Annotated in this window: 22 protein-coding genes and 1 tRNA gene; 8 read left to right on the forward strand and 15 right to left on the reverse strand. The window is 65.5% G+C overall.

Annotated elements, in window-relative coordinates; genetic code table 11:
- The first annotated feature begins 27 nt into the window (after nt 1-27).
- The 3 genes from J2S57_RS11430 (at nt 28) to J2S57_RS11440 (ending at nt 2,244) form a co-directional block, all read left to right on the forward strand.
- Nucleotides 28-1,047, forward strand: coding sequence for a hypothetical protein (locus J2S57_RS11430; RefSeq protein ID WP_307241417.1), 1,020 nt, complete (start codon nt 28-30; stop codon nt 1,045-1,047).
- 118 nt (nt 1,048-1,165) lie between these two features.
- Nucleotides 1,166-1,238: transfer RNA gene (locus J2S57_RS11435), tRNA-Arg, on the forward strand.
- Nucleotides 1,239-1,596: 358 nt separating this feature from the next.
- Entirely contained in the window at nt 1,597-2,244 is a 648-nt protein-coding gene (locus tag J2S57_RS11440; protein WP_307241419.1) for an SHOCT domain-containing protein, read from the forward strand.
- A gap of 22 nt (nt 2,245-2,266) precedes the next feature.
- Here the strand turns inward: J2S57_RS11440 and J2S57_RS11445 are convergent, their stop codons facing one another.
- The 8 genes from J2S57_RS11445 to J2S57_RS11480 form a co-directional block, all read right to left on the reverse strand.
- Entirely contained in the window at nt 2,267-3,364 is a 1,098-nt protein-coding gene (locus J2S57_RS11445; RefSeq protein WP_307241422.1) for a site-specific integrase, read from the reverse strand.
- 71 nt (nt 3,365-3,435) lie between these two features.
- On the reverse strand, nt 3,436-3,621 hold the full coding sequence (locus J2S57_RS11450) for a helix-turn-helix domain-containing protein (RefSeq protein WP_307241424.1): 186 nt from the start codon (nt 3,619-3,621) through the stop codon (nt 3,436-3,438).
- Between the two features lie 2 nt (nt 3,622-3,623).
- Nucleotides 3,624-5,402: a replication initiator gene (locus J2S57_RS11455; RefSeq protein WP_307241425.1), complete on the reverse strand. Its 1,779-nt coding sequence runs from the start codon at nt 5,400-5,402 to the stop codon at nt 3,624-3,626.
- On the reverse strand, nt 5,399-5,818 hold the full coding sequence (locus tag J2S57_RS11460; protein ID WP_307241428.1) for a hypothetical protein: 420 nt from the start codon (nt 5,816-5,818) through the stop codon (nt 5,399-5,401). Before J2S57_RS11460 ends, J2S57_RS11455 begins: the two co-directional genes overlap by 4 nt.
- The gene (locus J2S57_RS11465) at nt 5,815-7,323 is read right to left on the reverse strand and encodes an FtsK/SpoIIIE domain-containing protein (RefSeq protein WP_307241430.1); all 1,509 of its coding nucleotides are present in this window, start codon (nt 7,321-7,323) and stop codon (nt 5,815-5,817) included. Before J2S57_RS11465 ends, J2S57_RS11460 begins: the two co-directional genes overlap by 4 nt.
- The gene (locus J2S57_RS11470; protein WP_307241432.1) at nt 7,323-7,511 is read right to left on the reverse strand and encodes a hypothetical protein; all 189 of its coding nucleotides are present in this window, start codon (nt 7,509-7,511) and stop codon (nt 7,323-7,325) included. Before J2S57_RS11470 ends, J2S57_RS11465 begins: the two co-directional genes overlap by 1 nt.
- Before the next feature lie 41 nt (nt 7,512-7,552).
- Nucleotides 7,553-7,762, reverse strand: coding sequence for a hypothetical protein (locus J2S57_RS11475; protein ID WP_307241434.1), 210 nt, complete (start codon nt 7,760-7,762; stop codon nt 7,553-7,555).
- 77 nt (nt 7,763-7,839) lie between these two features.
- Nucleotides 7,840-8,226: a hypothetical protein gene (locus J2S57_RS11480; protein ID WP_307241437.1), complete on the reverse strand. Its 387-nt coding sequence runs from the start codon at nt 8,224-8,226 to the stop codon at nt 7,840-7,842.
- A 287-nt stretch (nt 8,227-8,513) separates the two neighbouring features.
- On the opposite strand from J2S57_RS11480, the gene J2S57_RS11485 reads away from it, so the two are divergent.
- From J2S57_RS11485 to J2S57_RS11495, 3 genes are all read left to right on the forward strand, one after another.
- A complete protein-coding gene (locus J2S57_RS11485) occupies nt 8,514-8,939 on the forward strand; it encodes a helix-turn-helix domain-containing protein (RefSeq protein ID WP_307241439.1) in 426 nt (141 codons plus the stop codon).
- A 908-nt stretch (nt 8,940-9,847) separates the two neighbouring features.
- Nucleotides 9,848-10,747 (forward strand): helix-turn-helix domain-containing protein, encoded by a 900-nt coding sequence (locus J2S57_RS11490; RefSeq protein WP_307241441.1) that lies wholly within the window; start codon nt 9,848-9,850, stop codon nt 10,745-10,747.
- The gene (locus tag J2S57_RS11495) at nt 10,734-11,930 is read left to right on the forward strand and encodes a hypothetical protein (protein ID WP_307241443.1); all 1,197 of its coding nucleotides are present in this window, start codon (nt 10,734-10,736) and stop codon (nt 11,928-11,930) included. The genes J2S57_RS11490 and J2S57_RS11495 overlap by 14 nt, the downstream gene beginning before the upstream one ends.
- A gap of 255 nt (nt 11,931-12,185) precedes the next feature.
- Here the strand turns inward: J2S57_RS11495 and J2S57_RS11500 are convergent, their stop codons facing one another.
- The 5 genes from J2S57_RS11500 to soxR all read right to left on the reverse strand — a co-directional run bounded on the left by J2S57_RS11500 (nt 12,186) and on the right by soxR (nt 20,676).
- On the reverse strand, nt 12,186-14,831 hold the full coding sequence (locus J2S57_RS11500; RefSeq protein ID WP_307241445.1) for a P-loop ATPase, Sll1717 family: 2,646 nt from the start codon (nt 14,829-14,831) through the stop codon (nt 12,186-12,188).
- Between the two features lie 18 nt (nt 14,832-14,849).
- Nucleotides 14,850-15,215, reverse strand: a complete 366-nt coding sequence (locus J2S57_RS11505; protein ID WP_307241447.1) for a HEPN domain-containing protein — start codon at nt 15,213-15,215, stop codon at nt 14,850-14,852.
- Nucleotides 15,216-16,631: 1,416 nt separating this feature from the next.
- Entirely contained in the window at nt 16,632-17,897 is a 1,266-nt protein-coding gene (locus tag J2S57_RS11510) for a S53 family peptidase (RefSeq protein ID WP_307241449.1), read from the reverse strand.
- 1 nt (nt 17,898) lies between these two features.
- Nucleotides 17,899-20,058 carry a hypothetical protein gene (locus J2S57_RS11515; RefSeq protein WP_307241451.1) on the reverse strand — a complete coding sequence of 720 codons (2,160 nt, stop codon included), beginning with the start codon at nt 20,056-20,058 and terminating at the stop codon, nt 17,899-17,901.
- Nucleotides 20,059-20,196: 138 nt separating this feature from the next.
- A complete protein-coding gene (gene soxR, locus J2S57_RS11520; protein WP_307241453.1) occupies nt 20,197-20,676 on the reverse strand; it encodes a redox-sensitive transcriptional activator SoxR in 480 nt (159 codons plus the stop codon).
- Nucleotides 20,677-20,896: 220 nt separating this feature from the next.
- On the opposite strand from soxR, the gene J2S57_RS11525 reads away from it, so the two are divergent.
- Complete coding sequence (locus J2S57_RS11525) at nt 20,897-21,868, forward strand: chitosanase (protein WP_307241455.1); 972 nt, start codon at nt 20,897-20,899, stop codon at nt 21,866-21,868.
- A gap of 100 nt (nt 21,869-21,968) precedes the next feature.
- Nucleotides 21,969-23,336 (forward strand): hypothetical protein, encoded by a 1,368-nt coding sequence (locus J2S57_RS11530; RefSeq protein ID WP_307241457.1) that lies wholly within the window; start codon nt 21,969-21,971, stop codon nt 23,334-23,336.
- Between the two features lie 116 nt (nt 23,337-23,452).
- On the opposite strand, the gene J2S57_RS11535 is transcribed toward J2S57_RS11530, so the two are convergent.
- Together J2S57_RS11535 and arfA are read right to left on the reverse strand one after the other, a co-directional pair.
- Nucleotides 23,453-24,433, reverse strand: coding sequence for a TerC family protein (locus J2S57_RS11535; protein ID WP_307241460.1), 981 nt, complete (start codon nt 24,431-24,433; stop codon nt 23,453-23,455).
- 169 nt (nt 24,434-24,602) lie between these two features.
- Nucleotides 24,603-26,123, reverse strand: a complete 1,521-nt coding sequence (gene arfA / locus J2S57_RS11540) for an arabinosylfuranosidase ArfA (RefSeq protein WP_307241462.1) — start codon at nt 26,121-26,123, stop codon at nt 24,603-24,605.
- Between the last annotated feature and the right edge of the window lie 11 nt (nt 26,124-26,134).

The following is a 26,134-nucleotide window of genomic DNA, read 5'->3' on the forward strand; positions in this document are numbered from 1 at the left end:
GAGCCCGACGTCGCTCGTGAGGTCCCCTTGGACACCCCCCTGGACACCCCCCTGGACACCGCCTCGGACGCCGGCCGGGATGCTCGCGCGGACGCTCATCTCGACGCTCATCTCGACGCCACGGACGGCGTCAGCGTGGATCCGGTCGGCTGGGCCGAGCGCTCGGACTGGCTGCGGGAGCTGCGGGCCGGGGGTTCGCTGCCGGCCGAGGACGAGTGCGTGCCGGAGTACGAGCTGGGTTCGGTGAGCTGGTCGTCGGCCGAGGCCAATCGCGGCGACGTGTCCGACTGGCTCGACCGCTTCTACGGCGAGGCTGACCGCGACGACCCGCAGGGCACGGACGAGGAGCGTCACCCGTCGCACCTGGCGGACGACCCGGGCCGGTTCCGTGAGCCGGTCGCGCCGCGGGCCCACTGTGCGCCTCGTAAGTCCTGGTACACCCGCAGGCGCCTGGTGGTGCCGGTGGTCGTGCTGGTCGGCCTGGCCGGGTTCGGTCTGGGGCGCAGTGCCTGGGAGAACATCGGCCCCGGCGAGCAGGTGCTGCTGACCGACCCGCCGCTGTTGCCCGGTCAGAAGGGTCCGGACGGTCTGGTGAGCCTGTCCGCGGGCACGAAGAGCACCCCGTCGTCGAGCAGGGGCGAGCTCCGCTCGGACGTGAGCGCCGAGCCCACCCCGACCGCGCCGGCCGTCCCCACCGGTGACCGGAAGCCCAAGGCGGCGGATCCGGACCCGGGCGCCACCGCGTCCCCCAGTTCGACCGGACGACTCGGGAAGGCGCAGACGCGCCGGGACGAGACCGCCCCGTCCACCGACCGCACCGCCCGCCCGGAGCGCACGAACCGGGGACGGCAGGGCGAGAACCCGCGTCCCGACGACGCCGGACGCGAGTGCGACCCGAACTACGCCCGGGCCTGCGTGCCGATCGCGATGGACGTCGACTGCGAGGGCAGCGGCGGTGACGGCCCCGCGTTCCTGGGCCGCCGGGCCCGGGTGGTGGGCGCGGACATCTACCACTTGGACTCGAACGGGGACGGCTGGGCGTGCTGATCCGGTCGCGCTCCGCGACGAAGCGGGCGGATCGGGTGCTGCCGTGACGCCTGGCGTTAACCGATTTCGTACTTCGGCCGGGAAGACGCTAAGGTAGAGCCCGTTCCCAAGGGAACAAGCGCCCGTAGCTCAACGGATAGAGCATCTGACTACGGATCAGAAGGTTAGGGGTTCGAATCCCTTCGGGCGCACTCGTTGAGACAGCGACGAAACCGGCCCTGGTCTGCGGAAACGCATCGATCGGGGCCGGTTTCGTTTGGCAGTGCTGAGCAAGATCACCCGCAGGTTACCCGCAGGATTGGATCGTCTTCCTTCGCGGTGAACCGCCCTTGCCACACGCAGAACCGGGCGGGCGCCACAGCGACCGAGAGCGCTCACACAACTCGAGGCTGGATCATGTGAGCCTGCCAGCCGATCATCGCCTCGGTCGCACACAGGCACCCACTGGTCCACATGAGTGGACGGCGTCCGATGGGGTCTTCAGCAGAGGCTCCTTGCCGACTAACGTCGGACGCGTAGAGCCTGGGGTCGTGGAGGGGAGTTCTTCGCATGGCCTGGAATGAGCAAGGCAACCCCATTGCAACATTTATGGGAGGATATCTATCTCCGGAAATATATGAGAACTCCCCCGCATCGATGATTGTCTCATACAGGGGAGGATTACCTTTTGAGGCTCCCGGCAGAACACATGCATACTACCTTCTGATTCGCACCGAGGGATTCTATCTTCACTGCACCGAATCTCGTACAGGATTAACACTCAAAGGGAATCAAATCGGGGTTCTATCGGCCCCCTGGAACACGCTGGACGCCTTCCATCTGAACTCCGGGCAGGCCACCCGGGCCCATCTTCCCGCACTGGCTGCTTTCGGAGTCTTGGGGCTTGCCACAAGACGTGAGCCTGGCACCTACCTAGAAGTATCCGTTTCTGGATATACCGCCCTACTCTATTCGAGTATCGCCGTGCACAAACTTCGCGTTCTCTTCCTTGGATATGTGGGGAAATATTGCCCCCAGGAGCGTCATAAATTCTTCGCAAACGGTTCTCCGCTCGCTGGTGCGCGCAATGAGGTTCCCTCAGCCCCTTTAGCAAGCGTTTCGCAACGACTTAGAGACTTGACCGCCCTGCATGAAGACGGCCTGATCAGCGACGAGGAGTTTGCAAAAAAGCGAAGGGCGCTCATGGATCTTCTTTAGGCGGACTGAAGAATGGCCTGAATCAACTTTCGCCGTCATAAAGTTTTGAAACTGCTCGCACCCGTTCGATGCTTCCTAAAACAGCGGCGGCACGTACCGTTCCATGACTTCGACCGAAGTAAGTATCTTGCGTAATGCTCACACGCTTGTGGCCGAGCTGGTCCGCGATCTCGCGGACGGTGAGGCCGCCCTCGTCGAGCAGGGTCGCCGTCGTCTTTCGGAACGTGTGCGTAGTCACCCAGTCAAAGCCGAGCTTGTCCAACGCCTCGCGAACATCGGCGTTGGTGTTGGACCGTTCCCGGAGCTTGCCTCGCTGCGACGGGAAGATCAGGTCCAAGTCGGTTTCGGCGACCTCGCGGGCCTTTAGGACGGCGACCAGCCATGCGGGCAGGTGGAGCTGGCGCCAACCGCTGTGGGTTTTCGGCTTCGGCTGAAGGATCAGGCCTACGCCCTTGGCACGTACGACCGTCGCGCGGACCTCTACCGTGGCTGCCTTCAGGTCCAAGGCAGGTGCAGTGATGGCGATCGTCTCGCCGATGCGTAGGCCAGTGCCCAGCATGAAGTCGACGATGGCGGGCAGGTCTCGGGCAACGGCTTCCGGGTCGGCCGCGAGGCCGGCGCGGATCTTGCGCACCTCGTCGAGTGACAGGGCGCGGGCGTCCTTCTTCGCGATCGTGATCTTGGAGGTGTCCCGCACGGGGTTGTGCTTGATCGCGTCGTGCCGCGCGGCCAGGCCCACCAGGCCGTTCAGCACGGTCTTGGCATGCTTCGCCGCAGAGGGGCCGGCCGATGTCTTCACTGAGGTCAGGAAGCGGTCGCAGACGCCTACGGTCAGCTCTCGCACCTGGAGCAGGCCGACACCTGGGACGACGTGTATGCGCATCGCGTCGTCGTAGGCGTCGAGCGTCGTTACGGCGCGGCCTTCTTCGCGGATCTGAGCCAGCCAGAGTGCGCCCACATCCCGAACGCGGGTCTCTGGGGTGACCTCGCCCACCCGGCCGGCCCGAGACCGGGTGAGCAGGTACTCCTTCAAGGCCGTCTCGGCTTTCGCCGCTGAGGCGCCGCGACGTTCCACACGGCGCGTCTGGCCGTCGAAGTCACGGAACAGGGTGTCCGCCATCCACCATTTCGGGCCGAGCTGGGTACGCCGTATGTTGCCCCACGTTCCCAGTGGCAGAGGCGGGCGTCCCATTAGGCAATCTTCTCCGCCGTGATGTCGTCGAACCAGGCGACGACGTCTTCGGGCTTGAACCGCAGGTGCTTGCCGACCCGTCGGCCGGCCGGACCGTAGCCACGCGTGCGCCACTGGTAGACCGTCGCCACCGGCACGCCCAGGTACTCCGCGACATCCACGGTGGTCCAAAGCTTCGGAATCACAGTTAAGCAACACCTTTCATGTCGTTGGTCTTCGGAGAGAGCGCAGGGGACGGGGGTGGCCCGTTGCCTTCCTTGGCGGCGTCGTAGGCCGCGCGCCAGGTCTGGCGTTGGCTGATGGCGTGCAGGAGCCGCGTAGACAACGGTGGGAGTTCGTTGGGGTTGACGGGTTCCCAGACGTAGCGGTCCGCTGTCTTGTCGCCCTTGGTGGCGTCGGGGCTCTCCGGGTCGACGCCGAGGAGGGCCAGGACGAAGGCGCGGCGTTCGTGACGGTGGTCGGTGAGGGTTTTGCCGGACCATTTGCGGCTGACGAGGACGCGTCGGCCCCCATAGCCGAGGTTTTCGCGGCGGTGGGCCTTGCTCTTGCAGGAGCCGGGGATCATGCCGGGGCGGGCATTCTTAGGCTGGATGCCGTAGCGCAGCCAGTTTGTGCAGCCCGGGGAGCACGGCTCGTAGCGCAGGGCGGTGACGAGGCGATCGATGTGGGCGGTCACCGCGGCTTCGGCGTCGGCGCCGTGGGCGGTGCCCATCGATTTCGTGAGGTATTTGGCCAGGTAGCCCACGCGTCGGTCGGCGTCCGGGGAGCCCGCGAGCAGGCCTTGAATGTCGGACTGGGTGCCGAATCGGACGACGTGCTGAGGTTCGAGGTCGTCGTCGGTGTCGAGGTCGTCGAGGGCTTCTTCCCAGGTGGGAAGGATTGCGGCCGTGGTGGGGTCGAGGTAGCCGGCGCCTTCCGTGGTGGGCATTCCTGCGAGGTCGAGGGCGTCGCCCTCTTCGTCCCAGACCGGGAGTTCGTCTTCGCGGATGTAGACGGGGGTGTCGGCGGCCGGCCACCAGACCTGGTGGTAGGTGGCGGCGATGACCTGGCGGACGAGGGCCCGGGGAATGGTGCCTCGCACGGCGATGTGGGCGTGGGGTGCCAGGCGGCGCTGGGGTTCGACGGTGGCGAAGTATTGGACGTCGAAACCGGCTACGCGGCGGAGGTTCTGGACGAGGCGGTCCATGAGGCGGGGGAAGTGGATGGCGTCTCGGGCGGCGCGGCGGTAGTCGTAGCGGCCCGGGTCGAGGGGGACGCCCTTGCGGTCGACGCGTCCGTAGGACGGGAGCGTGACCGTGATGAACATCGAAGGCCGGTAGACCTTACCCTCGTGGCCGGTGAACGTCTGCCCGACCGTGGTCTTGGCCATCACCCGGCGCGGCAGGTCGGGAGCGTCCTGACGGCGACGGGTCGAGCGCTTGCGGCGGGCGGTCTCCGGGGGCTGGCGTTCCAGGCGTCCGCGCACGCCCAGCTCGCCCAGTTCGGTGTCGATGGCCTCCAGGGCCTCGCCGGCTGCCTCTGCGGCGTCGGTGTCGCCGAGGTCGAGGAAGTTGTCCCGGGCGGCGGTGACGTCGGCTCGGATGGTGACCAGGTCTTGCTGGGGATCGGTGGACAGGTCTTCGTCGGGGATGGGGTCGGTCTCGGCGTGCCATCCGGCGCGGCACTGGTGCATGCGCAGGCGGCGGGCGCGTTCGGCGCAGGAGGGGCACTTGCTTTCGAGGGTGGCGCCGCAGGGGACGTCGACGAGGGTGACTTCGCCGGTGTGGGTGTCGGTGACGCGCTGGGTGATGGGGCGCACGCAGACGCCGTGGGCGATGGCGACGTCTTCGGCGACGTGCAGCGCGACGGGCATGCGGGCTCGTTCGGCGCGGCTGTTGCGGGTCAGGTTGGAGATCGAGGCGGTCGCGGGTCGCATCGGGTGGCCGAGGTTCTCAGCGACCGTGCGCGCGCTGGCAGGGGTGGTCATCGGCGTCCTTTCAGCCAGGGCAGCCAGTCGGGCAGGTGAGCGATGCGGGCGCGCGGGTCGACGATGTGGCGCAGGGCATGGACGCGGATGGCGTCGACCGCCTCGGCGTGGAGCGCGGTGTCTTCCCAGGGGCAGGCGGTGCAGCGCACCCGCAACGGACGGTCGGTCAGCGCGGCCGGCGCCAAGGAAAAGGTGACCCCGACATCGGTGACGATCGAGCCGACGGGCGGTAGGAACGTCCATTGTTGGGGCCACAAGTGATCTGTCTCAGTGGCACTTTCGGTGTGATCGGCGTGCGTCATGGGCTGTGGACGGGGGACGGCTTCGGCGTCGGCCGAGTCGTTCTGCCCGGTGGCGTTGGGGGTGGGGTCGGGTTCTGGCATGGCCGTGTCAGAGGTGGCTGGGGTGTCGCTCACGCGTCGTCACCGTCGTCCTTGTGCTGGTTGATGACATCGCGCAGTTCGATGCGCAGGGGCGGTTCTGTGTCGGTGTCGGGAAGGGGCGTCCAGTCGGTGTTTTCGGGGGACGGCCAGTGGGAGGCCATGTCGACGATGTCGTCGTCCGAGAGGTAGGAGAAGCGGATGCGGACCGGTTCGTGGGCGCCCTCGACGTGGACGTAGGCGATGCCGGGCAGGCTGGCGGGGATGAGGTGGCAGGCCGCGCCGCGTTCGAGGGCGCCGTCGCCCAGGACCATGTCGACGTGGGAGTCCTCGGACAGCCGCAGCGCGATGCGGTAGGTGAACAGGTCGCGGAAGGGCAGGACGTCCTTGCGCGGGTCCTGTAGGGCCGCGACGACGCTGTAGCCGACGGCGCGTCCCTGGGAGAGCAGGACTTGCAGGGCGGCAGCGACTTTGAGCTTGATGTCTTTCGGTGCGTAGGCGGTCAGGAACGCGAGTTCGTCGATGAGGATGACTTCGAGTGGGTCGGTGGTGGAGGGGGTGAAGACGCGTACGCCAGCGGCTTTCAGGCGTCGCTTGCGGTCGTTCATGTCGGCCACGGCCTGTTCAAGCAGGGCGACCAAGTCGGCCAGGTCTTCGTCGGCGTACTCGGCGAACAAGGCACGGCCGGGAAACAGTTCCATGCCGCCCTTGGGATCCACGCCACGCAGCCGGACCGTTCCCGCCGCGACCGCCGGAGCCAGCGCCTTGAGCGTCGACCACACCGCCGAGCCCTTACCCGCGCCGGAGGCACCCACGATCAGGACGTGACGACCGCGCAGGCACAGCCGGAACACCTCGCCGTCTTCGCCGAGGGCCACAGGCAGGGCGTCCAGAGCGGGCAGGGGTGCCGGGTCGAGCGGGACGACCAGGCGTCGCAGCGGGTCTTTGGAGTAGAAGAGGACGCGGACGCGGCCGGGGCCGTCTTCGATGACGCTGCACCGGTGGGCGCCGTACACGTGTCGCAGGCCCTCAGCTCTGGCCGCCACATCGGCCGGCGTCTGACCGTGGAGCAGGCGCAGGTGCAGGGCGTCGACGACGCGCGTGGAGCGGACGCGGGTGACGGCGGGCACGTAGACCTGCCGGTCCGGGGTCATGCGGGTCAGGCCGGTGCCGTCCATGGCCGGGTGCCACAGGCGCCGGTATTTCGTCCACCACCGCCACACTCCACGGCAGGGCTGAGTGACCGCCACATCGAACGAGGCCGGCCATCGGTAGGCCCAGACCAGGCCCAGCAGCAGCCACCAGGTCAGGGCCGTGAGGGCGACCAGGCCGTTGAATCGCTGCCAGATGATCAGCAGGACCAGCGTGGGCAGGGACAGGCCCCAGTAGGTGATGGCCCACTTGACCAGCGCCGATGTGCCCTTGAGGAGGTGCCGGCCGAGGAAGAGCGGGATGGTAACCCACAGCGGGACGACGTAGCGCTGTTTCGTGGTCAGGCCCGTGCCTGCCAGGTCTTCGACGCGTGTTCCGTTGACCAGCATCAGTTACCGCTCCCATCCATGGGTTTCGTGGTTCGCTCGTTCGTGTCGGGCAGGTTCAGGGCGTGGCAGAGGTCGTCGAGGATGGCGCGCAGCTGGGTGAGACGGTCGGTGTCCGCCACATACGAGGGCGCGGTCAGCCAGTACTGGGCGCGGCCTATGGCGTGACAGGTGACGTATGTGTCTGCCATGTATCGGGCGTATGTGCCTGTGGTGCAAAGCAAGTCGTCGCTCACAGGCCGCCTCCGTTGGTGGGGTCGGTTCCGGTGAAGGAGATGAACCGGCCGCCTTCTCCGCGCAGCGGCAGGGCGACCAGGTGTGCGCAGTCGGGGCATTGGCCGAAGTGCAGGCGCCCGACCGGGTGCAGGTCGGTGCAGGTGCGGCACGGCTTGCTCAGGGGTCCGCGGCGCCGGGACGTGTTCTTGCCGGTTGTGGCACGCATTTCGGGCTCTCGCTCTCGGGTCGGGGCTGGTGGCGGCTGCGGCTCGCTTGAGCCGCAGCCGCCAGCGGGTTTTTGGGTCAGGAGGCCTGACGCGGAGCCTTCACCGGTGCCTTGAATCCGGTTGCGCGGTAGGCGATGGCGACGCGCGGCTTGGCCCGGTTGGAGTCCATGTACGGGATCACCTGCAAGCCCTCGAACTCCGCCGGAGCCATCAGACCGGCCGGGGGAACCGGCTGGTGATCGGCCGGGATCTTCACCTTGATCTCGCGCCGTCCCTGCTGGGCGGAGGGGTCCAGCAGGGAGACCGCCCACAGTCGCTGGCCGGTCTGCTTGTCCAGTTCCTGCGGGTCAACATTTCCCGCCTTGCGCTTGTCGAAGTCCTCCACGGCGTCAACCGAAAGAATCAGGATCGGCTGAGTGAAAATGTCTTCGTGACGGACATTGATGCGGCCCTCAACAGCCATTTCTACGGCTCCCGTTTTCGTCATTCAACCGCCCGCATCCCGGATGTTCCTTGCGAACGCCCGAGGTGCTTTCGCTGCGGTGTCAGCCTTGTCTGAGCTGCGAGAACATCGTGAACCGCTCGGCAACCGTGCTTCAACGCTTATGCAAGCGCTACAAGTCGCACCTGAATATTTCCCATGCCAAGGTGATATGAACTTGGCCGGAGAATATGCAGTCCTTGCATGGGTCTCGAAAAAGGGTGGACGAGCGTCAGGAATTAGTACGGAAGGCAGTTACCATTCCGAGCATGGCTGAGCGGGGATTGCCATCGGTGTACACGTCCCGGGGGCAGGTTGACGGCGAGGACTGGCAGGCGGTCGCGGCAGCGGTCAATCAGCGCATGGCAGCGCTGAGGATCGGGCAGCAGGAACTCGTTCGCCTGTCAGGGGTTTCGGTCTCGACCGTGCGGCTGATCCAGCACGGCTCCAGCCGGCGGGTTCAGAACAAGACCCTGGAAGCACTGGCCCGGGCGCTGGACTGGCCCGAGGATCACCTGATCAAAATCCTGGTGACGACCTCTGTATCGACACCGGCCCCGGCGCCGGTCGAAGACCGGGTGGTCGTCGTGCTAGAGCGGATCGAACAGCAGTTGTGGCAGCTCAGCGACCGTTTGGGCCGAGTGGAGCGCCGGATGCAGGACGGCGAGCGTCCCGACCAGGTTCCCGGGGCGTAGACGCGAGGGTGACGAACAGCGCCCACGGGGTGATGCGGGAGGGCTTCACCGCTTGCACCCCGGGCACCTGGCGCAGCAGAACGCGGGCCGGCCGACGCTGATTGCGCGTCGGGTCGAGAAAGACCACCAGCGCCCTACGAGAGCCGGCAGCACGCGGTAGCGGCGCGACGCGCTGCACGGTGATCCCGTTGTCGCGCAGCAGGTTTACGAGCCCATCGACGTCCACAATCACTCCGCAGTTGCCGCCAAAATCAGGAAGCCCGCGCGTGTCCTTCCCCGTCGGAACACGCGCGGGCAGTTCATGAATGGGTGCGTGCCGGCCGTCGCGCCTTGGGATCAGCCGACACGCACCCCGGCGCCCACCCCATCCAGCGGAGGGAGCTGGGGACTTGGGGGACGCCGCCCCGGACCGCTCAGCGGCCGGGAGTCTTCTGCCTGGGGATCACGTCCAACCCCAGGACCTTCTTCTTCGTACGAGCCTGACCACGTCGCTGCGCATCGGTGGAGGTGTCGGCCTTGCTCGCCTGTTTCCAGTGATCCACCTCACGAGGGCGAGGCACGTGCGCCAGGTTCACAGCTTCACTTCCTGTCGACTGCTTGGAGCCGACCTCTCCCGAGGACTGGAGGTCATCGACCCGGGAAAGGCCGGTACGACAAGCCTGATTCGATCCACACCGTGCGGAAACGCACCCGTCGCCTATGCCAACGTGACGTCAGAACCCCGGCTGCCATCGGGGGCACGAGCGGTTGCCGAATGCTCTCCGAGCGCCCGAGCGCTTGAAAACCGACATCCGGTTCATACAGGGTTGACTTGGGCGCGGTAACCTTCCGGCTACCGATCGCAATGAAGCAGTAGGTCACGCCAGCAAGGGGGAACGATGCCGAGGCCGGGACGACTCGACTACCAGGTGAGCGAAGACCTCCTGGCCCGCTCGGACTTCCAGACAGCCTGCCGCGAGCGTGACTTCGGCCTGGTCTTCCGTCTGATGCGCCAGTGGGACGGAGCCAGCCAGGACCGCATCGCCGCTCCCGTCGAAGGCCTCACGCAGTCGCGTGTCAGCCGGATCATGGCCAGCAACGACCGCGTCGCAACGGTCGAGGTCATGGAGCGCATCGCGGACGCGCTGCACATCCCCGGCGGGTTCATCGGACTGGCCCCACGCAGATGGGAAGGCCAGGAAGCCAACCGGACCACGACGTCCGCACCTGTTGCTCCTTCTGCTCCCGGCCCCGCGCCGGTGGTCGGTGAGCTGGTGGATGAACAGTTGGACGTGACGCTCGACGTCGGTCCCGATGGGGCTGTGACCATCCGGCAGGTGCACCACCTGCGCAATCTTGGGGACACTCCGGTCACCGGTCTCACGCGGCAGGTGTGGTTCAAGCACGTGACCGGGCCGCTGTCAGTGAAGGAGACCGACAGCGACCGGAACGTCTTCATCAAGACCATTCACGACGTGGGCGTGCAGGTGAAGTTCTCCTGCCAGATCTTCCCTGCCATCGCACCCGGCGAGAGCGCGACGGTCGGATACGAGTGCAGCGGCGGCCAGTTCTCGGATGAGTTGTACTGGCGGCAGACGGTTTTCCTTCCCACGCAGTTGCTTCAGTTGCAGATGCGGCTGAACGGGGTGGAAGCTCTGAGCGGTTGCACGGCGGTTGAAGAGCGCCTGGATGGCTCGGAGATCACGGCAGCCGAGAGTCTGTCTCTGGCCAACGAGGAGAACACAACGGTGATCGACCTGAACCGCCGCGACCTGCGGTCCAACCAGAGCGTGACACTGCGATGGGATGTGCCCCGTGCGACTGCGTGACCAGGTCGAATCCCTTGTCCGTTCTTGGGGGGCCTACGAGGAAGCGCGCGGTGGGCGAGCGGTCATCGACTTCGACTGCGCCCCCACTCATGAGCCCGTGGTGCCGGCCGCCAGCCGGATCGACGTGCACGACCAGCTCACCGCGCTGAACCAGCAGGCCAAGGTCGACGGGGACTCGAACGTCGAGCTGACCACCCGGGCTCACCTTGCTTACCTGTCCACGGTCCTGGGTGAGCGGTACGACCTCGACACCTACATGCGGGCGACGCAGGGATGCGGCGCAGCCGGCTGGTCCGAGGAGTACGTGAGCGACCTGGGCGAGCAGGCCCGCGCGGCCTACGCCGATCTGGGCGTGAGCTGGGGCCCGAAGACGGCTGACGAGGTGTTCCAGCTCGAGACGCCCATGACGATCGAGCGGGCCGCAACGCAGGTACTTGTCCTGGCGGACGAGGCCGAACCGGCTGTTCGGCGGCTGACCGGAACCACCGCCACCTACTCCGTTGGCGTCGAGGTGGTCGACGTGGACGACTACTGGGCCTTCTGGGTCGACGGGGCCGGCCACCATGCCCGGCTGCGGTTCAACAAGCGCAACGCCGTCTTCAGTGAGGATGGACTGCGGTTCTTCGCCCAGCATGAGCTGTTAGGCCACGCGTTGCAGTGCTCGTCGTTCACGCAGACTGCGGAGAACGAGGACGTTGATTGGGTCCGCACGCTGACCGTGCACCTGCCCTATCAGCCTCTGCTTGAGGGGTTGGCGACGGCGTGGCCGATCTACACCGAGCCGGACAACCAGCCGCTGATGGCCAAGGCCAAGCTCAATCACTACATGCACATGGTCCGCGGTGAGGTGCACCGCGCGATCAACGCGGGCTTCTCGGTGCGGGACGTTGCCGATCACGTCCTGGCGCGTGCCCCGTGGCTGAGCTTGGAGCAGATCGGCGACCTTCTGTCTGACCGGGGTACAGAGCCGTTGCTGCGGTCCTACCTGTGGTCGTACACGGCCGGCACCGACTGGTTCATGCGCCTGGGACAGGATGCTGACGCCGAGACCATCAAAAAGGTCCTGACCGAGTCTTACCGGCGCCCGCTCACGCCGAGCGAGCTTGCCGAACTATGGCCGGCCGGTCCGCCCTTCGGCGGCGATGGAGCACCGATCGTGCTACGCAGGACCAGCACGAGCTGACTCGCTCGGAGCCAGCCGAGGTCAGGAGATCCCTTGCCTCCTGAGCTCGGTCTTTGCCTGGGCGCAGAGTTGCCGAACTCCCGACAGATGCTCGCGACGCGGTAGTCGATCGAATCGACGAGGGCAGGCCGGGCCTCTCCGCCGGGCATGCGGCACCTCCGGCGCCGACCCGGCGAAGGTCCCGGCCGGACGTCACCAGCGAGGCTCTTGCACTGCCGAATTACTCTCTTCTGGATCAAGACCAGCGCGACTGCGTTAGGCCTGACCTCTACGACTCATGCCGAGAGCTTTTCTATACAACTCCGGAACGCGATACCGCTGAACATCGTCCTTGCTTCCGACGTCAACGCCGAGCAGCCCTACCTCTTGAGCCAGAGTTTCTACGCCAGCCGGAACACTGATTTCATCCACAGAGAACGGTGTACGTCCCACCTGGGTCAGTTCGTCGAACAGATTTTCGAGTTCCCGGAACTCTTCTCGCAAGGCTTCTATTGCCTGCTCACTTACAGCATCGAGAGAGGCAACAATAGAGCGCGGACGCAATATAGATCGATTATAGGAGCTAGCTCGGTTCAGTCTTTTCTCAAGTATTACCGCCTCGTGCATGAGTTGTAAAGCAGCGCGAGGTGAATGATCGTCGTTAGCATCCGAGAGCCGGAACCACACCCAATTGTAGGTAAAGGCAGTCTTACCACCAGCTACCCGTTCACCCACCAGTAGGATCCAAGCATCGTAAACGGCATTCTCGGGCCAATATTCAACCGAGGTCTGCCGGAGGTCCAGGCCAGGGCGGCCTATAGCCTCAACTACGAGGTTCTCGAATTCAGCAGAGCGTAGTGCCTGTTTGACAACAACACGTAAATAGTCAACTTGATTTGCCCATGCAAGTCGGACCTCGCGTCCATAAAAATGAGATTTGTTCGGCACCGAAAGGTCTCGCCAGATATCCTCTCTAAGCATCACTTTGAAGCGAAGATTTTCGTATTGAGTAGCCCTGGCGCCCATAAACGAGAGCAGTCCAGCAATACCTTCACGCCGACGATGTATATCATTTTCTTCCAAACCGAAACCTGTGTCTAGGCCATCAAAAAGAAGAAATACCGGCGATTCTCTCTGCCTGTCCAATCGCGCAAGCCAGTCAAGAGCGAGGAGAGGCGCATCAGGGTCGCTAAAAAGAACGCGAAGATCGCGAACGAGTTCTAATGAACCATAAGTGCTTTTATTGCCGCCCACAAAGGCAAGTCGCTCCGACACCCAGGTCGGTGCCTCGGCATCTTCCTGGTTAAGCGATATTGCAATGCCAACGAGAAGCGGCCAGAACGAACGCCATTCGAGTTGTCTAGACGTAAGCTCGCTGCTGATGGCGGCGTAGACTTCACTGTCTGGCATCCACGCGCTCGTGGTCGGGAGACCGGGAGGGCTTGTGACGACCACACTTGGACTTTCGGACGCCAATCGCCGAAATAGTGCTGTCTTACCTGTGCCCTTGCGTCCGAGGATGAGCGGAGTTTCTATGCTAAGGGCACGTTCGACCAAGTCCGTTTTCAAGAAAGTTTCATTGAAGTCATCTTCGCTTTGATCTTCGGCGGTCCCTGTTGAGAATCGGAGATCGTTTAGGACTCGATCCTTTCGAAGATCGACTTCTCCAATTCCTGATGGTGCTGGATCCTCCGTCAGCGGGTCTACGAATCCAGCTACCCAACCAGCCACGGGAGCGTAAATATTTTCGGCCGCCCCTTGAACGGCACGATCACTGGCGGCAATTTCCTCGGAGTAGCCAACAAAATGAATTAGTTCGTCAATATCATCAAAGACAGGTCCGCCATCCAATTTTCTTGCAGGTGCTAGCCACTCGCTGATCCAAGTATTAGCTCGATCAATATAATGATTTCTAATCTCAGGAGCATTTGCCCCAGGAACTGGTGAGACCAGGAAGCGCAATTCAGGTGTGTACTGTCGAGTGTCAGATGATCGCGTTGTCGTGGCACCCAGTAGTGCACGAGTCAGCATTCCAGTGCCAAGTCGAGCCTGCGGATGCGGGAAAAACGTGACAACCGCTAGATCTGCTACATCAAATAGAAGAGGAGCCGACATGGCACTTATACCTGTCCGCGAATCAATAAGGACTACTTGCGGCTTCAGTGCCATCTCACGAATACTCTGAATCAGAAGATGCAGCGGGTTCGCGCCTTCTTGATACCAGGAACTGGGATCCAATTGCGTAAGTTTACGAGCATAGTTCGCGTCAGGAACGCCTGCGGGTAAAAGATAAAGCTCACGCTGTGGATCGACCCGCAACACGTGAGGAGATACGTTAGGAACGCTACCGCTCATTTCGGCCTCCAGTAGAAGAGGAACTACACCTGTATCGAGTTCCACTTCGTTTTCTGCGCCGAAAAGTGCGGCAAGGCCGGGCGCCTCCAGATCCATGTCAACGCATAAAACCCGACTACTCTTGCTGAGCACATGAGCAGTATGAGCAAGTGCAGTGGAGCGACCTACGCCGCCTCGAAGAGAATAGAACGTAACAAATATGGGCGTGCTTAACGGTTCGTCGCTCTCGGAAGGCAGTGAAACTGTGATGGTTTCCATCTGGCCACGAATAATCGATTCAGGCCATAAGGGCAGGCGCTGCTGCTCGTTTGTTGTGGCGGACACGTCGCCCAACAGCATGAGATCCGCCTCCGCAGGACTAAGCAGATCCAATTTTGCGACGACTGCGTCATCCACGGCGGAGAGAATCAGTTGGCGCCGGTCGCCTGGTTTCATGCCACTGAAAATTTCTGAAATGGCCAGAATGCGCAGGCCGCGATACGGATCCGCCGAAACATCTATACGAGCCTCTGGAAGCAATGCTTCCAGCTTCGATCGTGCGGCTTGAAGTTCGCCTTGATTGGTCATTGCCTACCTCCTAATGGATTACAGCAGCCTGTTAACTCTAATTCTTAGCCATTGAGACAGATTCTGGGCGCGTCGTATCTCCTCGTCGAAGTCAATGGTGGCTTCCGCTTCCATCAAGTAGCGAAGTTCGACGCTCCTCGTTTCTGCGTACTCTCGCAAATCAGGAGGTAAATCGAGACGGGCGAAACCCGCAGTTTCGATAATTTCAATCAAATCATGACTGCGCGGAGCCTTTTTCCCTCGGAGAATGCACAGGGCTTTGCCTGATGCTTCGGCAACATAACCAAAGAAGTATAACGCCGCCAGTCGCCGACCGGCGGAAATGAGAGCCACGACGTCCGCCCCTCGCTCGCTCGCAACATCCGACCACTCCTGAGCGGCCACACGTCTTGTCTGGTTCAGAGGTGCCTCCCTTTCCCACGTGCGTCCAAAGTGGAATTGCGTAGACGAGCGATGCTACTGCATCGCCGTTCTGTCCCACATTTTCCTATTCGATCCGGTATGCGGGGCTTCCACTGTTTGATGTACCCCTGAGCCCAAAGCTAGCTGTGACGACCCTTGACTGGAGCAGATTTGACGGCTCAGGAGAGCTGAAACCATGAACGTCGTGCTACGACTCGATGAATTGGGCGTCCCGACTCACGTTTCGATACCGCCCTGACTCCCGATCAACCCGCGGTCTCAGCCCGGTCCAGGTCTGTGCTCCGTACGGGGGGCGGCTGGTGTCCGTGGCGGGGGTTAGACCGATTGCGAGCCTCCCAGGGCCGTGGTCTGCACGCCCACGGCGGCTACCGGCAGAGTCGCTTGGTGCCCAGCGCGACACCACCATGGAAGGACAAGGCCGTGGCCCCGACCCATTCGACCCCGGCGACGGATTTGCCGACAGACCCTGACGGTCTTTGTCCAGCTCGAACTGAATCTGGCCTGAGGTACCGAGGCGGACAGCGTCGAGTGCCCCGCACCATACCTGCAGGAATCAACGTCAAGCGCTGCGAGACAACGGCAGACGTCGGCAGGTCCAAACGGCTCCGGAGCTGGACAACGACAAATGTCCTGCATGATCCGGTGGCAACGAGAACCACGGATTCGGATCAGAAGGTTAGGGGTTCGAATCCCTTCGGGCGCACTCGTTGAGACAGCGACGAAACCGGCCCTGATCTGCGGAAACGCATTGATCGGGGCCGGTTTCGTTTGGCAGCCGCCGATCGCTGCGTCCGCCGATCGCTGGCGCTGGGTGACTGCTGCGCCGGGTGACTGCTGCGCCGGATGACTGCTGCGCTGGGTGACTGCTGGCGTCCAGTGTCTGCTGGCGTCCGGATACCGCTGGTGCCTGGCGTTCGCTGGCGCTGGGTGACTGCTGGCGTCACGTGACGGCTGGCGCTGGGGACCGCTCTTCTGGTCGGCCTCGACTTCCTCGACATCCCGGGATCGAAGGTGCGGCCGGCTGAGTCCGGGCTGACGAGGGCTGTCCACGGCCCCCGGTCTATGGGGGGCGACGCGGCAAAGGCTGCTGCTTTCGATTATGGATAATCGAAAGCAGCAGCCTTCTCTTCTCCGGTCTGTGTGGGTCGCTGCCCGGCGGCCGGCAGCCCGGCGAGCCGACAGTCCCGCAAGCCCGGCGAGCCGGCAGCCCGAGAGCCCGGCAGCCCGAGAGCCCGACAGCCCGAGAGCCCGGCAGCCCGGCAGCCCGGCAGCCCGGCAGCCCGGCAGCCCGGCAGCCCGGCAGCCCGGCAGCCCGGCTGCCCGGCAGCCCGGCAGCCCGGCAAGCCGACAGCCCGCGGCTCGTGCAGGTGGAGACCCCTACAGGGACTTCAGGCCTCGCGGGCTGCCCAGGCCGGTCGGGCCGTCGTATCCCTTGACCGCCGTGCACAGGTAGTCGCCGCCGCAGTCGGCCGAGAAGGCGTTGCTCCCGCCGATCACGTCTTTCAGGCCGGTCTTGTGCTTGTAGGGGTACGAGGGCGAGGCCACCTTCGCGGCGTTGCCCGCCAGCCCGATCATGCCCGCGACGAGTGGCGCCGAGACGCTGGTGCCGCTGGCCCCGATCCAGCCCCTGGAGCTCTTGGGCAGGTAGGAGTCGTAGACCAGGAATCCGGCTCCCCCCGCGCCGTCACCGGCGGCGGAGATGTCGGCACTGGTGCGTCCGGCGCAGTTCTTGTCTTTCTGCCAGCTGGGTTTCGCGAACCAGGCCGAGCAGTTGCTGCCGCTGAACGACGCGGCCTTCTCGGTGTAGGCCTTCTTCTTGGCCGAGTAGTTCAGGTCGGTGGCGCCGATCGACCAGACCCGCGGGGAGCTGGCGGGAAACTCGGGGTCCTGGAAGCCGGCGTCGCCGGAGGAAGCGATCAGCGGGACCTTCGGGTGCGTGTAGTACTTCTTGTTCAGCGTCTCGATGCCGTTGAACTCGACCATGCCGTAGCTGTTCGAGACCACGTCGGCACCCAGTCGCACCGCGGTGTTGACCGCCGCGCCGATGTCCTCGCCGGTCGGCGAATCGGCTTCCACCAGCAGGATCCTGCAGCTGCGGCAGGTCGCGGAGACGGCCTGGGTGTCGAGCGCGGCCTCCATGCCCCAGCCCTGGTCTCCCACCGGGTACTTCTTGCCGCCGCGCTGGTCGACCTTGCGGAAGCACTTGCTGGCCGTGGTGCAGGTGCCGAGCTTGAACTTCTTGCGGTAGACGTTGAGGTCGGCCTCGATCTTCGGGTTGTCGTAGGCCACGACGATCCCGACCACCTGTCCCTTGCCGCCCTTGGTGGGCAGCTTGTAGGCCTTGCGGATGTCCTCGGGCGTCAGGCCTTTCAGCTTCACCGCAGCCGTGCTCAGCGTGCCCGAGCCACCGGCGACCGGTTGCCAGCGGGCCAGGCAGTGGAACTGCCCCTTCTTCGCGGTCGAGCAGGCATGGTGTTCGCCGGGGGCGAGTTTCGGGCGCCAGGACGACTCGGTCGGGGTGACCGCGGACGTCCCGGCGACGCGGGGAGACGAACTGGCCTGGGCCCCGGTCGCCGTGGTGCCGGACAGCACCAGGCCGGCCAGGACGGCCGCGACCAGTGCGCGGCGGGCGTTGAATCTCATCTCAGGACCCCGCAACCGTGTAGGCGCGCAGAACGGTCTGCGCGAAAGTGCTTCCAGCCGCATTGGTGCCGGAGAAACTGACGTCCACCGCGCGTCCGCCGTTGGCGTTCGGGTTGTTGACGACACCCTGGAACCGGCCGCCCCCGATCGACTTCAACTTCACGGTGGTCCAGGTCGATGTGCCGGTCACGCGCACCTTCAGCGTCGCCGACCTCGCCGCCGACGAGGCGGCTCCCGGCACGGCCGAAAGCTTTACCGTCACGGTCGACTTCCCGGACGGCAGACGGCCCTGCAGATCGGTCGGCAGCGAGAGCCGCGCCGACACCGCGGTCGGCACCGTGCACGTGCCCTTGTCCTCCGGGCACCATTCGCGGTTGCTCCCGGTGACCTTGCGGCCCGTCCCGCTCTTCGTGCCGAAGGTCATCTCGGTGGTGCTCTGCGTGTTCTGCGGCGACTTCACGGTGCGCCGGTCGAGGTCGTGGATCAGCCGCAGCTTGGTCTGGCCGGCCGGGATCTTCACCGCCGACAGGTCCAGGACGTTCTTGCGGTCGTAGATCTTCTTGCTGCCCGCGTAGACCCGGAACCGGTTGTAGGGCTTGCCGTTCTGTGGGGTCACGGCACCAGCGTGCGTGAGTGTGCTGTCGGTGACGTCCGGCACCATGAACGAGAGCCGCGTGTTCGTGCGGCAGAGCTGGCAGACCACGCCGCTGACGAAGTTCGGCGCCAGGGGGCCGCGATTCCAGTCCTGCTTCACCGTGGTGCCGGCCTTGAGCGGGCTGTCCCAGTCGCTGATCCAGGCGGTGGGATCGAAGGGATCGCCGAGATCGAGCTCGGTGCCCCACTCCGGGGTGCCGCCGGTCGAGCCGACGTACTCGGTGCGCCCGGTGCCCAGTTGCACCGGGGAGACCAGCGTTCCGGCCCCGAACTGGTCGGCGAAGAGCGCGGTGCGGCCACTGTAGGCGGTGCTGCCGGTGCCGTCGCCGTAGTAGGCGGCCTTGATCGTGGTGAGCTGACTCGCGGCGTACCCGAAGGTCGAGCGCGCGGGGATCCCGTTCGCCCGCGCCGCCAGGTCGTAGGTGTACGCGCCGTCGGTGCCGGACAGGTGCCAGTGGAAGAACGTCTTCAGTGACCCGGCCTTCGGTGCCGCCGCGGGGGAGTAGGCGAAGTCGAACGGGGCACTGACGAAGTAGGTCTCCAGCGGCACGCCGTCCTTGCTGGTGAGCAGCGTGTTGAAGTAGTAGCTCTGCAGCGTGGCCGGGTTCGGGGTGCTCGGGGTGGCGGAGAGCGTGGCCGTGCGGTGGTCGAGGGTCACACTGCGGGCCGCCGACACCTTGAGGTCGGAAACCGTGGTCAGGCGTAGGTGCTCGGTCTCGGCCGCGTCGTCGTCGACCGTGTAGTGCAGGGCCTGCAGCGCGTAGTTGCCCGCGGGCACGCTGACCTTGGCCAGGCCGTCGACCACCGGCAGGGTGGTGTACGCCTTCGCCGCCCGGTCCAGGTTGATCAGCGCGACCTGGCCCTCGTTCTCAGGCTCTCCGTCGGGCCCGGTGACCTTCACGGTGAGCGTGTACTGCTTGTACTTCGGCGTGGCCACCGCCGGCACCCGGGCCGGGCGGGCCGAGCTGATGCTCGTGACCCCGCCGAACATCCGCACGCTCTTCGGCCAGCCGGCGGCCTCGTCGCGGTGCCACTGCTTCACCAGCGCGTCGCCGAACGCCGAGGCCGAGTCGGGCGTCAGGTAGCCGGTGGCCCTACCGCCCCGCGCCGAGGTGATGGTGACGCCGGGAATCGAGGGCTTCGCGCCCTGGTAGGCCACCTCGACCTCGATCCGGCCCGACGCCGGCCGGGTGCGGGCGAGCTGCTCGACGTCGAAAAGACTCGCGTCGAGCGTCTTCCCGAGGTACGGCAGCGCCACGGCGGGCAGCAGCAGCCGGCGGCCCTGGCGGGTCTGCCCGACCAGGGTGCGCTCCGACCGGGCCACCACGCCGGTGCTGCGCACGGCCACGCGGTCGCCGGTGGCCAGCACGATCTCGTCAACACCGAGCTCAGCGCCGAGATCGGTGCGGGTCGCGGCGTCGGCCGACATCGGCCCGGCGATCGGCAGTGCCGTGAGTAGTCCGGCCACTCCGGCGACAGTCGTCAGCCAGGCCAGGGATTTGCGCACGCGTAGTGCCCCCTTGGTTCCGCACGAGAGGAGAAGCGGGAGAAAGCTGTCATCCCGCTGTGCGGAACCATACGCCCTTTATGTCGGTATTAATGAACTTCCAAGATCTCGGTCAGAGATCTTTCCGGCCAAGGGTGTTCAGGCGGGCTCGTCTTCGATCGGCAGCAGCATGCGCGCGCCCATGCCGTCGGCAGCCAGGCTGTCGTCGGGGTTCACCACCAGGCACGACCCGAGCGAGACGCACCCGCAGCCGATGCACTGGTCCATGTCTCGCTGCAGCCGCTCGATCTCGAGCTGCCGGGCCCGAAGGCGCGCCCGCCACGACCGGTTCAGCCGGTTCCAGTCGCGCAGCGAGGGCATGCGGTCTTCGGGCAACTGGGCGAACTGCTCGGCGATCTCGCTCAGCGGGATGCCCAGGCGCTTGGCCACCTGGATGATGGCGATGCGCCGCTCCAGGTGCCGCGGGTACAACCGGGTGCCACCCGGCGTGCGCTCCGGCTGGATCAGCCCTTTGCGCTCGTAGAAGTGCAAAGCTGAAGCGGGGACGCCGGTGCGCCGCACGATCTCGCCGATCGGCAGCAGGTCGGTCGGCTTCGGCCTGCGGTTGATCTCAACCATTATTCAGATTCTACGGGCTGCCGGGCGATCCGGCCGCCCGGCCGGGGCATGATCGAAAAGTCCTCCGGGCAAGGGTGAACCGGATGACGACGGAACTCGTACGCGGTGCGGCGGTGAACCCGCCCGGTGGGCCGGACTTAGCCGGAATGCCAGTCGCACTTAAGAGTGGGGCTCCTAACGTGCCTGACCGTCAGTCTCCCCGAGACGGAAAGGGCCGATCATGCTCCCCCTGAGGGCACGCAAGACCACGATCATCGTCAGCGGCCTCGCCGCCACGGTGCTGGCCGCGGGCGTCGCCACCGCCGTGGTCGGGCCGGCGCAGGCCAGTAACCGGCACGGGCCCCGGCACCACGGGCACCATGCTGCGCCGACCGGCCCGGCCACGGCCAGTCCGTCGGCCGACCCCACCACCGACCCGACGGCCACCGCGACCACGACGGCCGACCCGGCCGCCACGTCCACCAGCACCAGTGCCGCCGCCGACCTGGACTCCGCCGAGAAGAAGGAGATCGCCATGCAGCTGGTCTCCAGCGCGGAGAACTCCTCGCTCGACTGGAAGGCGCAGTACGGGTACATCGAGGACATCGACGACGGCCGTGGATACACCGGCGGCATCATCGGTTTCACCTCGGGCACCCACGACATGCTCGAGCTGGTCGAGAACTACACCGACGAGCACCCGGGCAACGGCCTGGCGGCGTACCTGCCGGCCCTGCGTGCGGTCGACGGCAGCGACTCGACCGCCGGTCTGGGCAGCGCCTACGTGAAGGCGTGGAAGGCGGAGGCCAAGGTCACCGCGTTCCAGGAGGCACAGAACTCCGAGCGCGACCGCGTCTACTTCGGCCCGGCCGTCGACCAGGCCAAGAAAGACGGGCTGCGGGCGCTCGGGCAGTTCATCTACTACGACGCGATCGTCATGCACGGCCCGGGTGACGACGGCGTGAGCTTCGGCGGTATCCGCGCCACCGCGCTGAAGAAGGCCAGGACCCCGGCCCAGGGTGGTGACGAGACCGCCTACCTGAACGCGTTCCTCGACGCCCGCAAGGCCGCGATGCTGACCGAGGAGGCGCACTCCGAGACCGGCCGCGTCGACACGATGCAGCGCGTGTTCCTGAAGGAGGGCAACCTCGACTTGAACCCGCCGCTGCGCTGGGCCGTGTACGGGGCGGACGACACCTACGAGATCCTCTGAGTGATCGCCTGAACACAGCCCTGCCTGAAATCCGGTGCAATGCCCGGATTTAGGCAGGGCTCTTCACAGGCTTAAGACAGGTTCCAAGATCCTTCCGCTCATGCGAAACTCCTCCAAACCGGGCGGCCGGAGGCAGCCGAAGTGGCGGCTCTGGACCGTCGGCGTGAGCGCCGTGGTGCTGGCCGTCGGCGGTACCACCGCGGTGCTGCAGCAGTCGTCCACTGCCGCACCCGCGTCGACCACCGCGTCCTCAAGCAGTGAAAGCACCAACACCACCACCGCTCAGGTGGCCTCCGACGGCACCGTGACCACCGCGGCCGCGAACTGCAGCCGCGCGGCCTCGAAGACGGCCAAGGTGCGCATCACCAACGTCAAGCTCCCGGCCAAGGTCAAGGGCTATGGCAACCAGGGCGACACCGAGGCCATCCCGATGGCCGTCGCCGCCGCCTCCAACGGCCGCTCCTGGCTGGCCTGGCTGGGCACCAACGAGAAGGTCTACCTGCAGCAGCTCGGCTGCGACGACAAGCTCATCGGCAAGGCCGTGAGCTTCGCCGGCATCGACCTGCAAGACGTGTCGGCCGACGCCAAGGGCGGTGCGCTGCTCATCACCAAGAAGGGCAGTTGCGGCACCGGCCCACTGTGCGGCGGCACCTCCAGCCCCTGCAACACGATGCACCTGATCCGGTTCAACACCAGCGGCAAGCTGGTCTCGAACACCCAGGTCACCAACCTCACCAGCACGCGCAAGGGCTACAGCAACGGCGCCCGCTTCGTGTGGTGGTACCAGCACCACGGCCGCCTGGCCTTCGACGGCACCAACTACTCGGCCTACTTCGGCACCGCGATCACGGTGAAGAACGGCAACTGCGTCGACATCCACCAGGGCGACCGCTTCCAGACGGTCAACGCCAGCACCGGCAAGATCGTCAAGGGCAAGAGCGTCGACTTCGGCTGCAGCCATGCCTGGACGTCCCGGATCATCTACGACCCGGCCAAGAAGAAGTTCGTGATGACCTGCGCCACCGACAACAACTGCCGCATCGCCCAGCCCGATCCGTATCGCACGGTCGCGGCCGGCAAGTGCGACGGCACGCTGTTCAACGGTGACCTGGTGCTGGCCGGCACCGGCTACTGGAACGCCTGGAGCCAGGGCAACGCGGTGAGGATCTCGCGCTTCACCACCGGTGCCGCCAACAAGACGGTCAAGCCCGGCGTGGCCACCCAGCACCCGCACCTGGTGCGCTACAGCAAGAGCAAGATGCTGCTGACCTGGGGCTCCGGCACCACGACGAAGGCCAAGATCCTCAGCCGCTCCACCGGTGCCACGATCGGCTCGACGCTGACGATCAAGGCGAAGGACCACGACTTCATGTCGTGGAAGGAGTACAAGGACGGCAGCACGGCCTACGCCGCGTCCGGCGCGAACAGCAACTACATCAAGATCGCCCGGGTCATGCCGGTTTCCTGAACCGGCTGAACCACCTGAACCACCTGAACCAGAACCAGCAGATCCCCCTGACGGCCGCCCACGTCAGGGGGATCTGCTGCGTTCAGGCTGGGTTCAGGAAGCCTGGGGCAGACTGGTCATCGTCCGGTTTCCGCAGCACTCTTGCGGCTGGTGGCGACCAGACTGGCCACGGTGGTGACGACCAGCGTGCCGATGATGACGGTGAGAGAGAGCCAGATCGGGATCTCGCCGCCGAACGGGGCCCAGTCGGCCCAGTGGTACTCGTGCATGGCGTGCAGCACGAGCTTGACGCCGATGAAGGCCAGGATGAACGACAGGCCGAGCGACAGGTAGATCAGCTTCTGCAGCAGGCCGCCGATCAGGAAGTAGAGCTGGCGAAGGCCCATCAGCGCGAAGACGTTCGCGGTGAAGACCAGGTAGGGCTCCTCGGTGAGGCCGTAGATGGCCGGGATCGAGTCGAGCGCGAAGAGCAGGTCGGTGCTGCCGAGCGCGATGATCACGAAGAGCATCGGCGTGATCAGACGCCTTCCGCCCTGCATCACGGTCATCGAGCGGCCGTGGAACTCCTCCACCGAGGGCAGCCGGCGCTTCACCAGCCGCATCAGTGCGTTGTCGACCACCTCTTCCTTCTCCTCGTGCGCCCGGTACTCGCGAACCAGATTGATCGCGGTGTAGACCAGGAACGCGCCGAAGATGAAGAACACCCAGGCGAACTGCTCGATCACGGCGGCGCCGAGGGCGATGAAGATCGCGCGGAAGATCAGCGCCAGGATGATGCCGATGGTCAGGGCGTACTGCTGGAGCTGCCGGGGCACGGCCAGCTTGCCCATGATGATCAGGAAGATGAACAAGTTGTCGACCGAGAGGCTCTTCTCGGTCAGGAACCCGGCGAAGAACTCACCGCCGTAGGTCGCCCCGGACGTCATCCAGACGCCGATACCGAAGACGATGGCCAGGCCGATGTAGATGGCCGTCCAGACCCCGGCCTCCTTCATCGACGGTTCGTGGACGTTACGCCCGATGACGAACACGTCGAGGGCGATGACGGCGATCGTGACGATGACCGTGATCGCCCAGGTCGTTGTGGATACGTCCATAGAACCAGGGGGCCTTCCGGTGCGCGACGGGCGAAGGGAACGGTCGGCCCGGTCCAGGAAGTGACCGGGCCGACCGAGAACCCAACGCTGTCCGGACACACTGAGTTCCTAGGCGGCACTCAGACGCGTCGCAGCTCACACCGGCATCGAAACTCGTTGCCTGCCTGAACTATCGCGCGGCGAGCCTGATCGCGCTCCAGGAGACCGGCGGTAGCTCGAGCCGGAGAATCTCATCCTCCACCGTGACCCCCTCGGTGGCCACCGGTACCACCCGGTCCGGCGCGTCCACCGTGTTGGAGGCCGACAGATCGCCGTCGGTGAGGGTCCAGGCCTCGGTGATCTCGAAGGTGCGGGCCCCGAAACCGAGCGGGACCGACAGCGTGACCGGCTCGCCCTGGTTCCGGTTCACCACGAACACACTGACCTCGCCGGCCTCCGCGTCATGGGTGGCCACCGCGTCCACCATCGGCACGTCCCCGTACTTGGCGGTCTCGTAGGTGGGACCGCTCGGCTCCACCCGCAGCACCTGACCCCGGGCCAGCCGGGAGGTGATCGCGAACGGGTGGAACGTGGTCTGCCGCCAGGCCGGCCCGCCCGCCTCGCTGCGGATCGGCGCGATCACGTTGACCAGCTGGGCCAGGCACGCGGCGGTGACCCGGTCGCTGTGACGCAGCAGCGAGATGAGCAGGCTGCCCACCACCACGGCATCGGTGACGTCGTACTCGTCTTCGATGACGCGGGGCGCGACCGCCCATTCGTCCGGGTTCGCGGCCGATGCCCCGGATGCGAAATCGGCCTGGCGCCAGACGTTCCACTCGTCGAAGGAGACCATGATGCGCTTCTTGCTCTTCAGCCGGGCGCCCACGCTGTCGGCGGTGGCGACCACGCTGTGCACGAAGTGGTCCATGTCGACGGCCGAGGCCAGGAAGCTGCCGACGTCACCGTCCGACGGGTCGTAGTAGGCGTGCGCCGAGATGAAGTCGACGGCGTCGTAGGTGTGCTCGAGCACCTCCGACTCCCAGGTCGCGAAGGTCGCCATCGCCGAGCTGGAACTGCCGACGGCCACCAGCTCCAGGTCGGGTTCGGCGGACCGCAGGGCCCGGGCGGTCTCCGCGGCGAGCCGTCCGTACTCCTGAGCCGTCTTGTGCCCGGTCTGCCAGGGGCCGTCGAGCTCGTTGCCCAGGCAGAAAAGCTTGATGCCGTAGGGCTTGTCGGCGCCGTTGAGACGCCGGAGTTCGGCGAGACGGGTCGTGTCGGGCTGGTTCAGGTACTCGTGCACGTCGAGCGCCTCCTGCACACCCCGGGTGCCCAGGTTCAGCGCGTACATCACCTCCACGCCGGCCTTGCCCGCCCACTTCACGAACTCGTCCACGCCGACCTCGTTGGTCTCCAGGCAGTGCCAGGCGAGGTCTCGCCGGGTCGGCCTCTCCGAGACCGGCCCGATGCCGTCCTCCCAGCGGTACCCGGACACGAAATTGCCACCCGGGTACCGCACCAGGGAGACCCCGAGTTCGCGGGTGAGCGCCAGCACGTCCTGCCGGAACCCGTCCGCGTCCGCCGTGGAATGGGCCGGCTCGTAGATCCCGGTGTAGACGCAGCGCCCCATGTGCTCCACGAACGAACCGAACGTGCGGCGGGAGACGGGGGCGACGGTGAAGGCCGGATCGAGCCGGAAAGAGGCGGAGAGCAAGGGGTTTCTCC

Origin of the sequence: Kineosporia succinea (assembly GCF_030811555.1) — a bacterium.
Taxonomy (GTDB): Bacteria; Actinomycetota; Actinomycetes; order Actinomycetales; family Kineosporiaceae; genus Kineosporia; species Kineosporia succinea.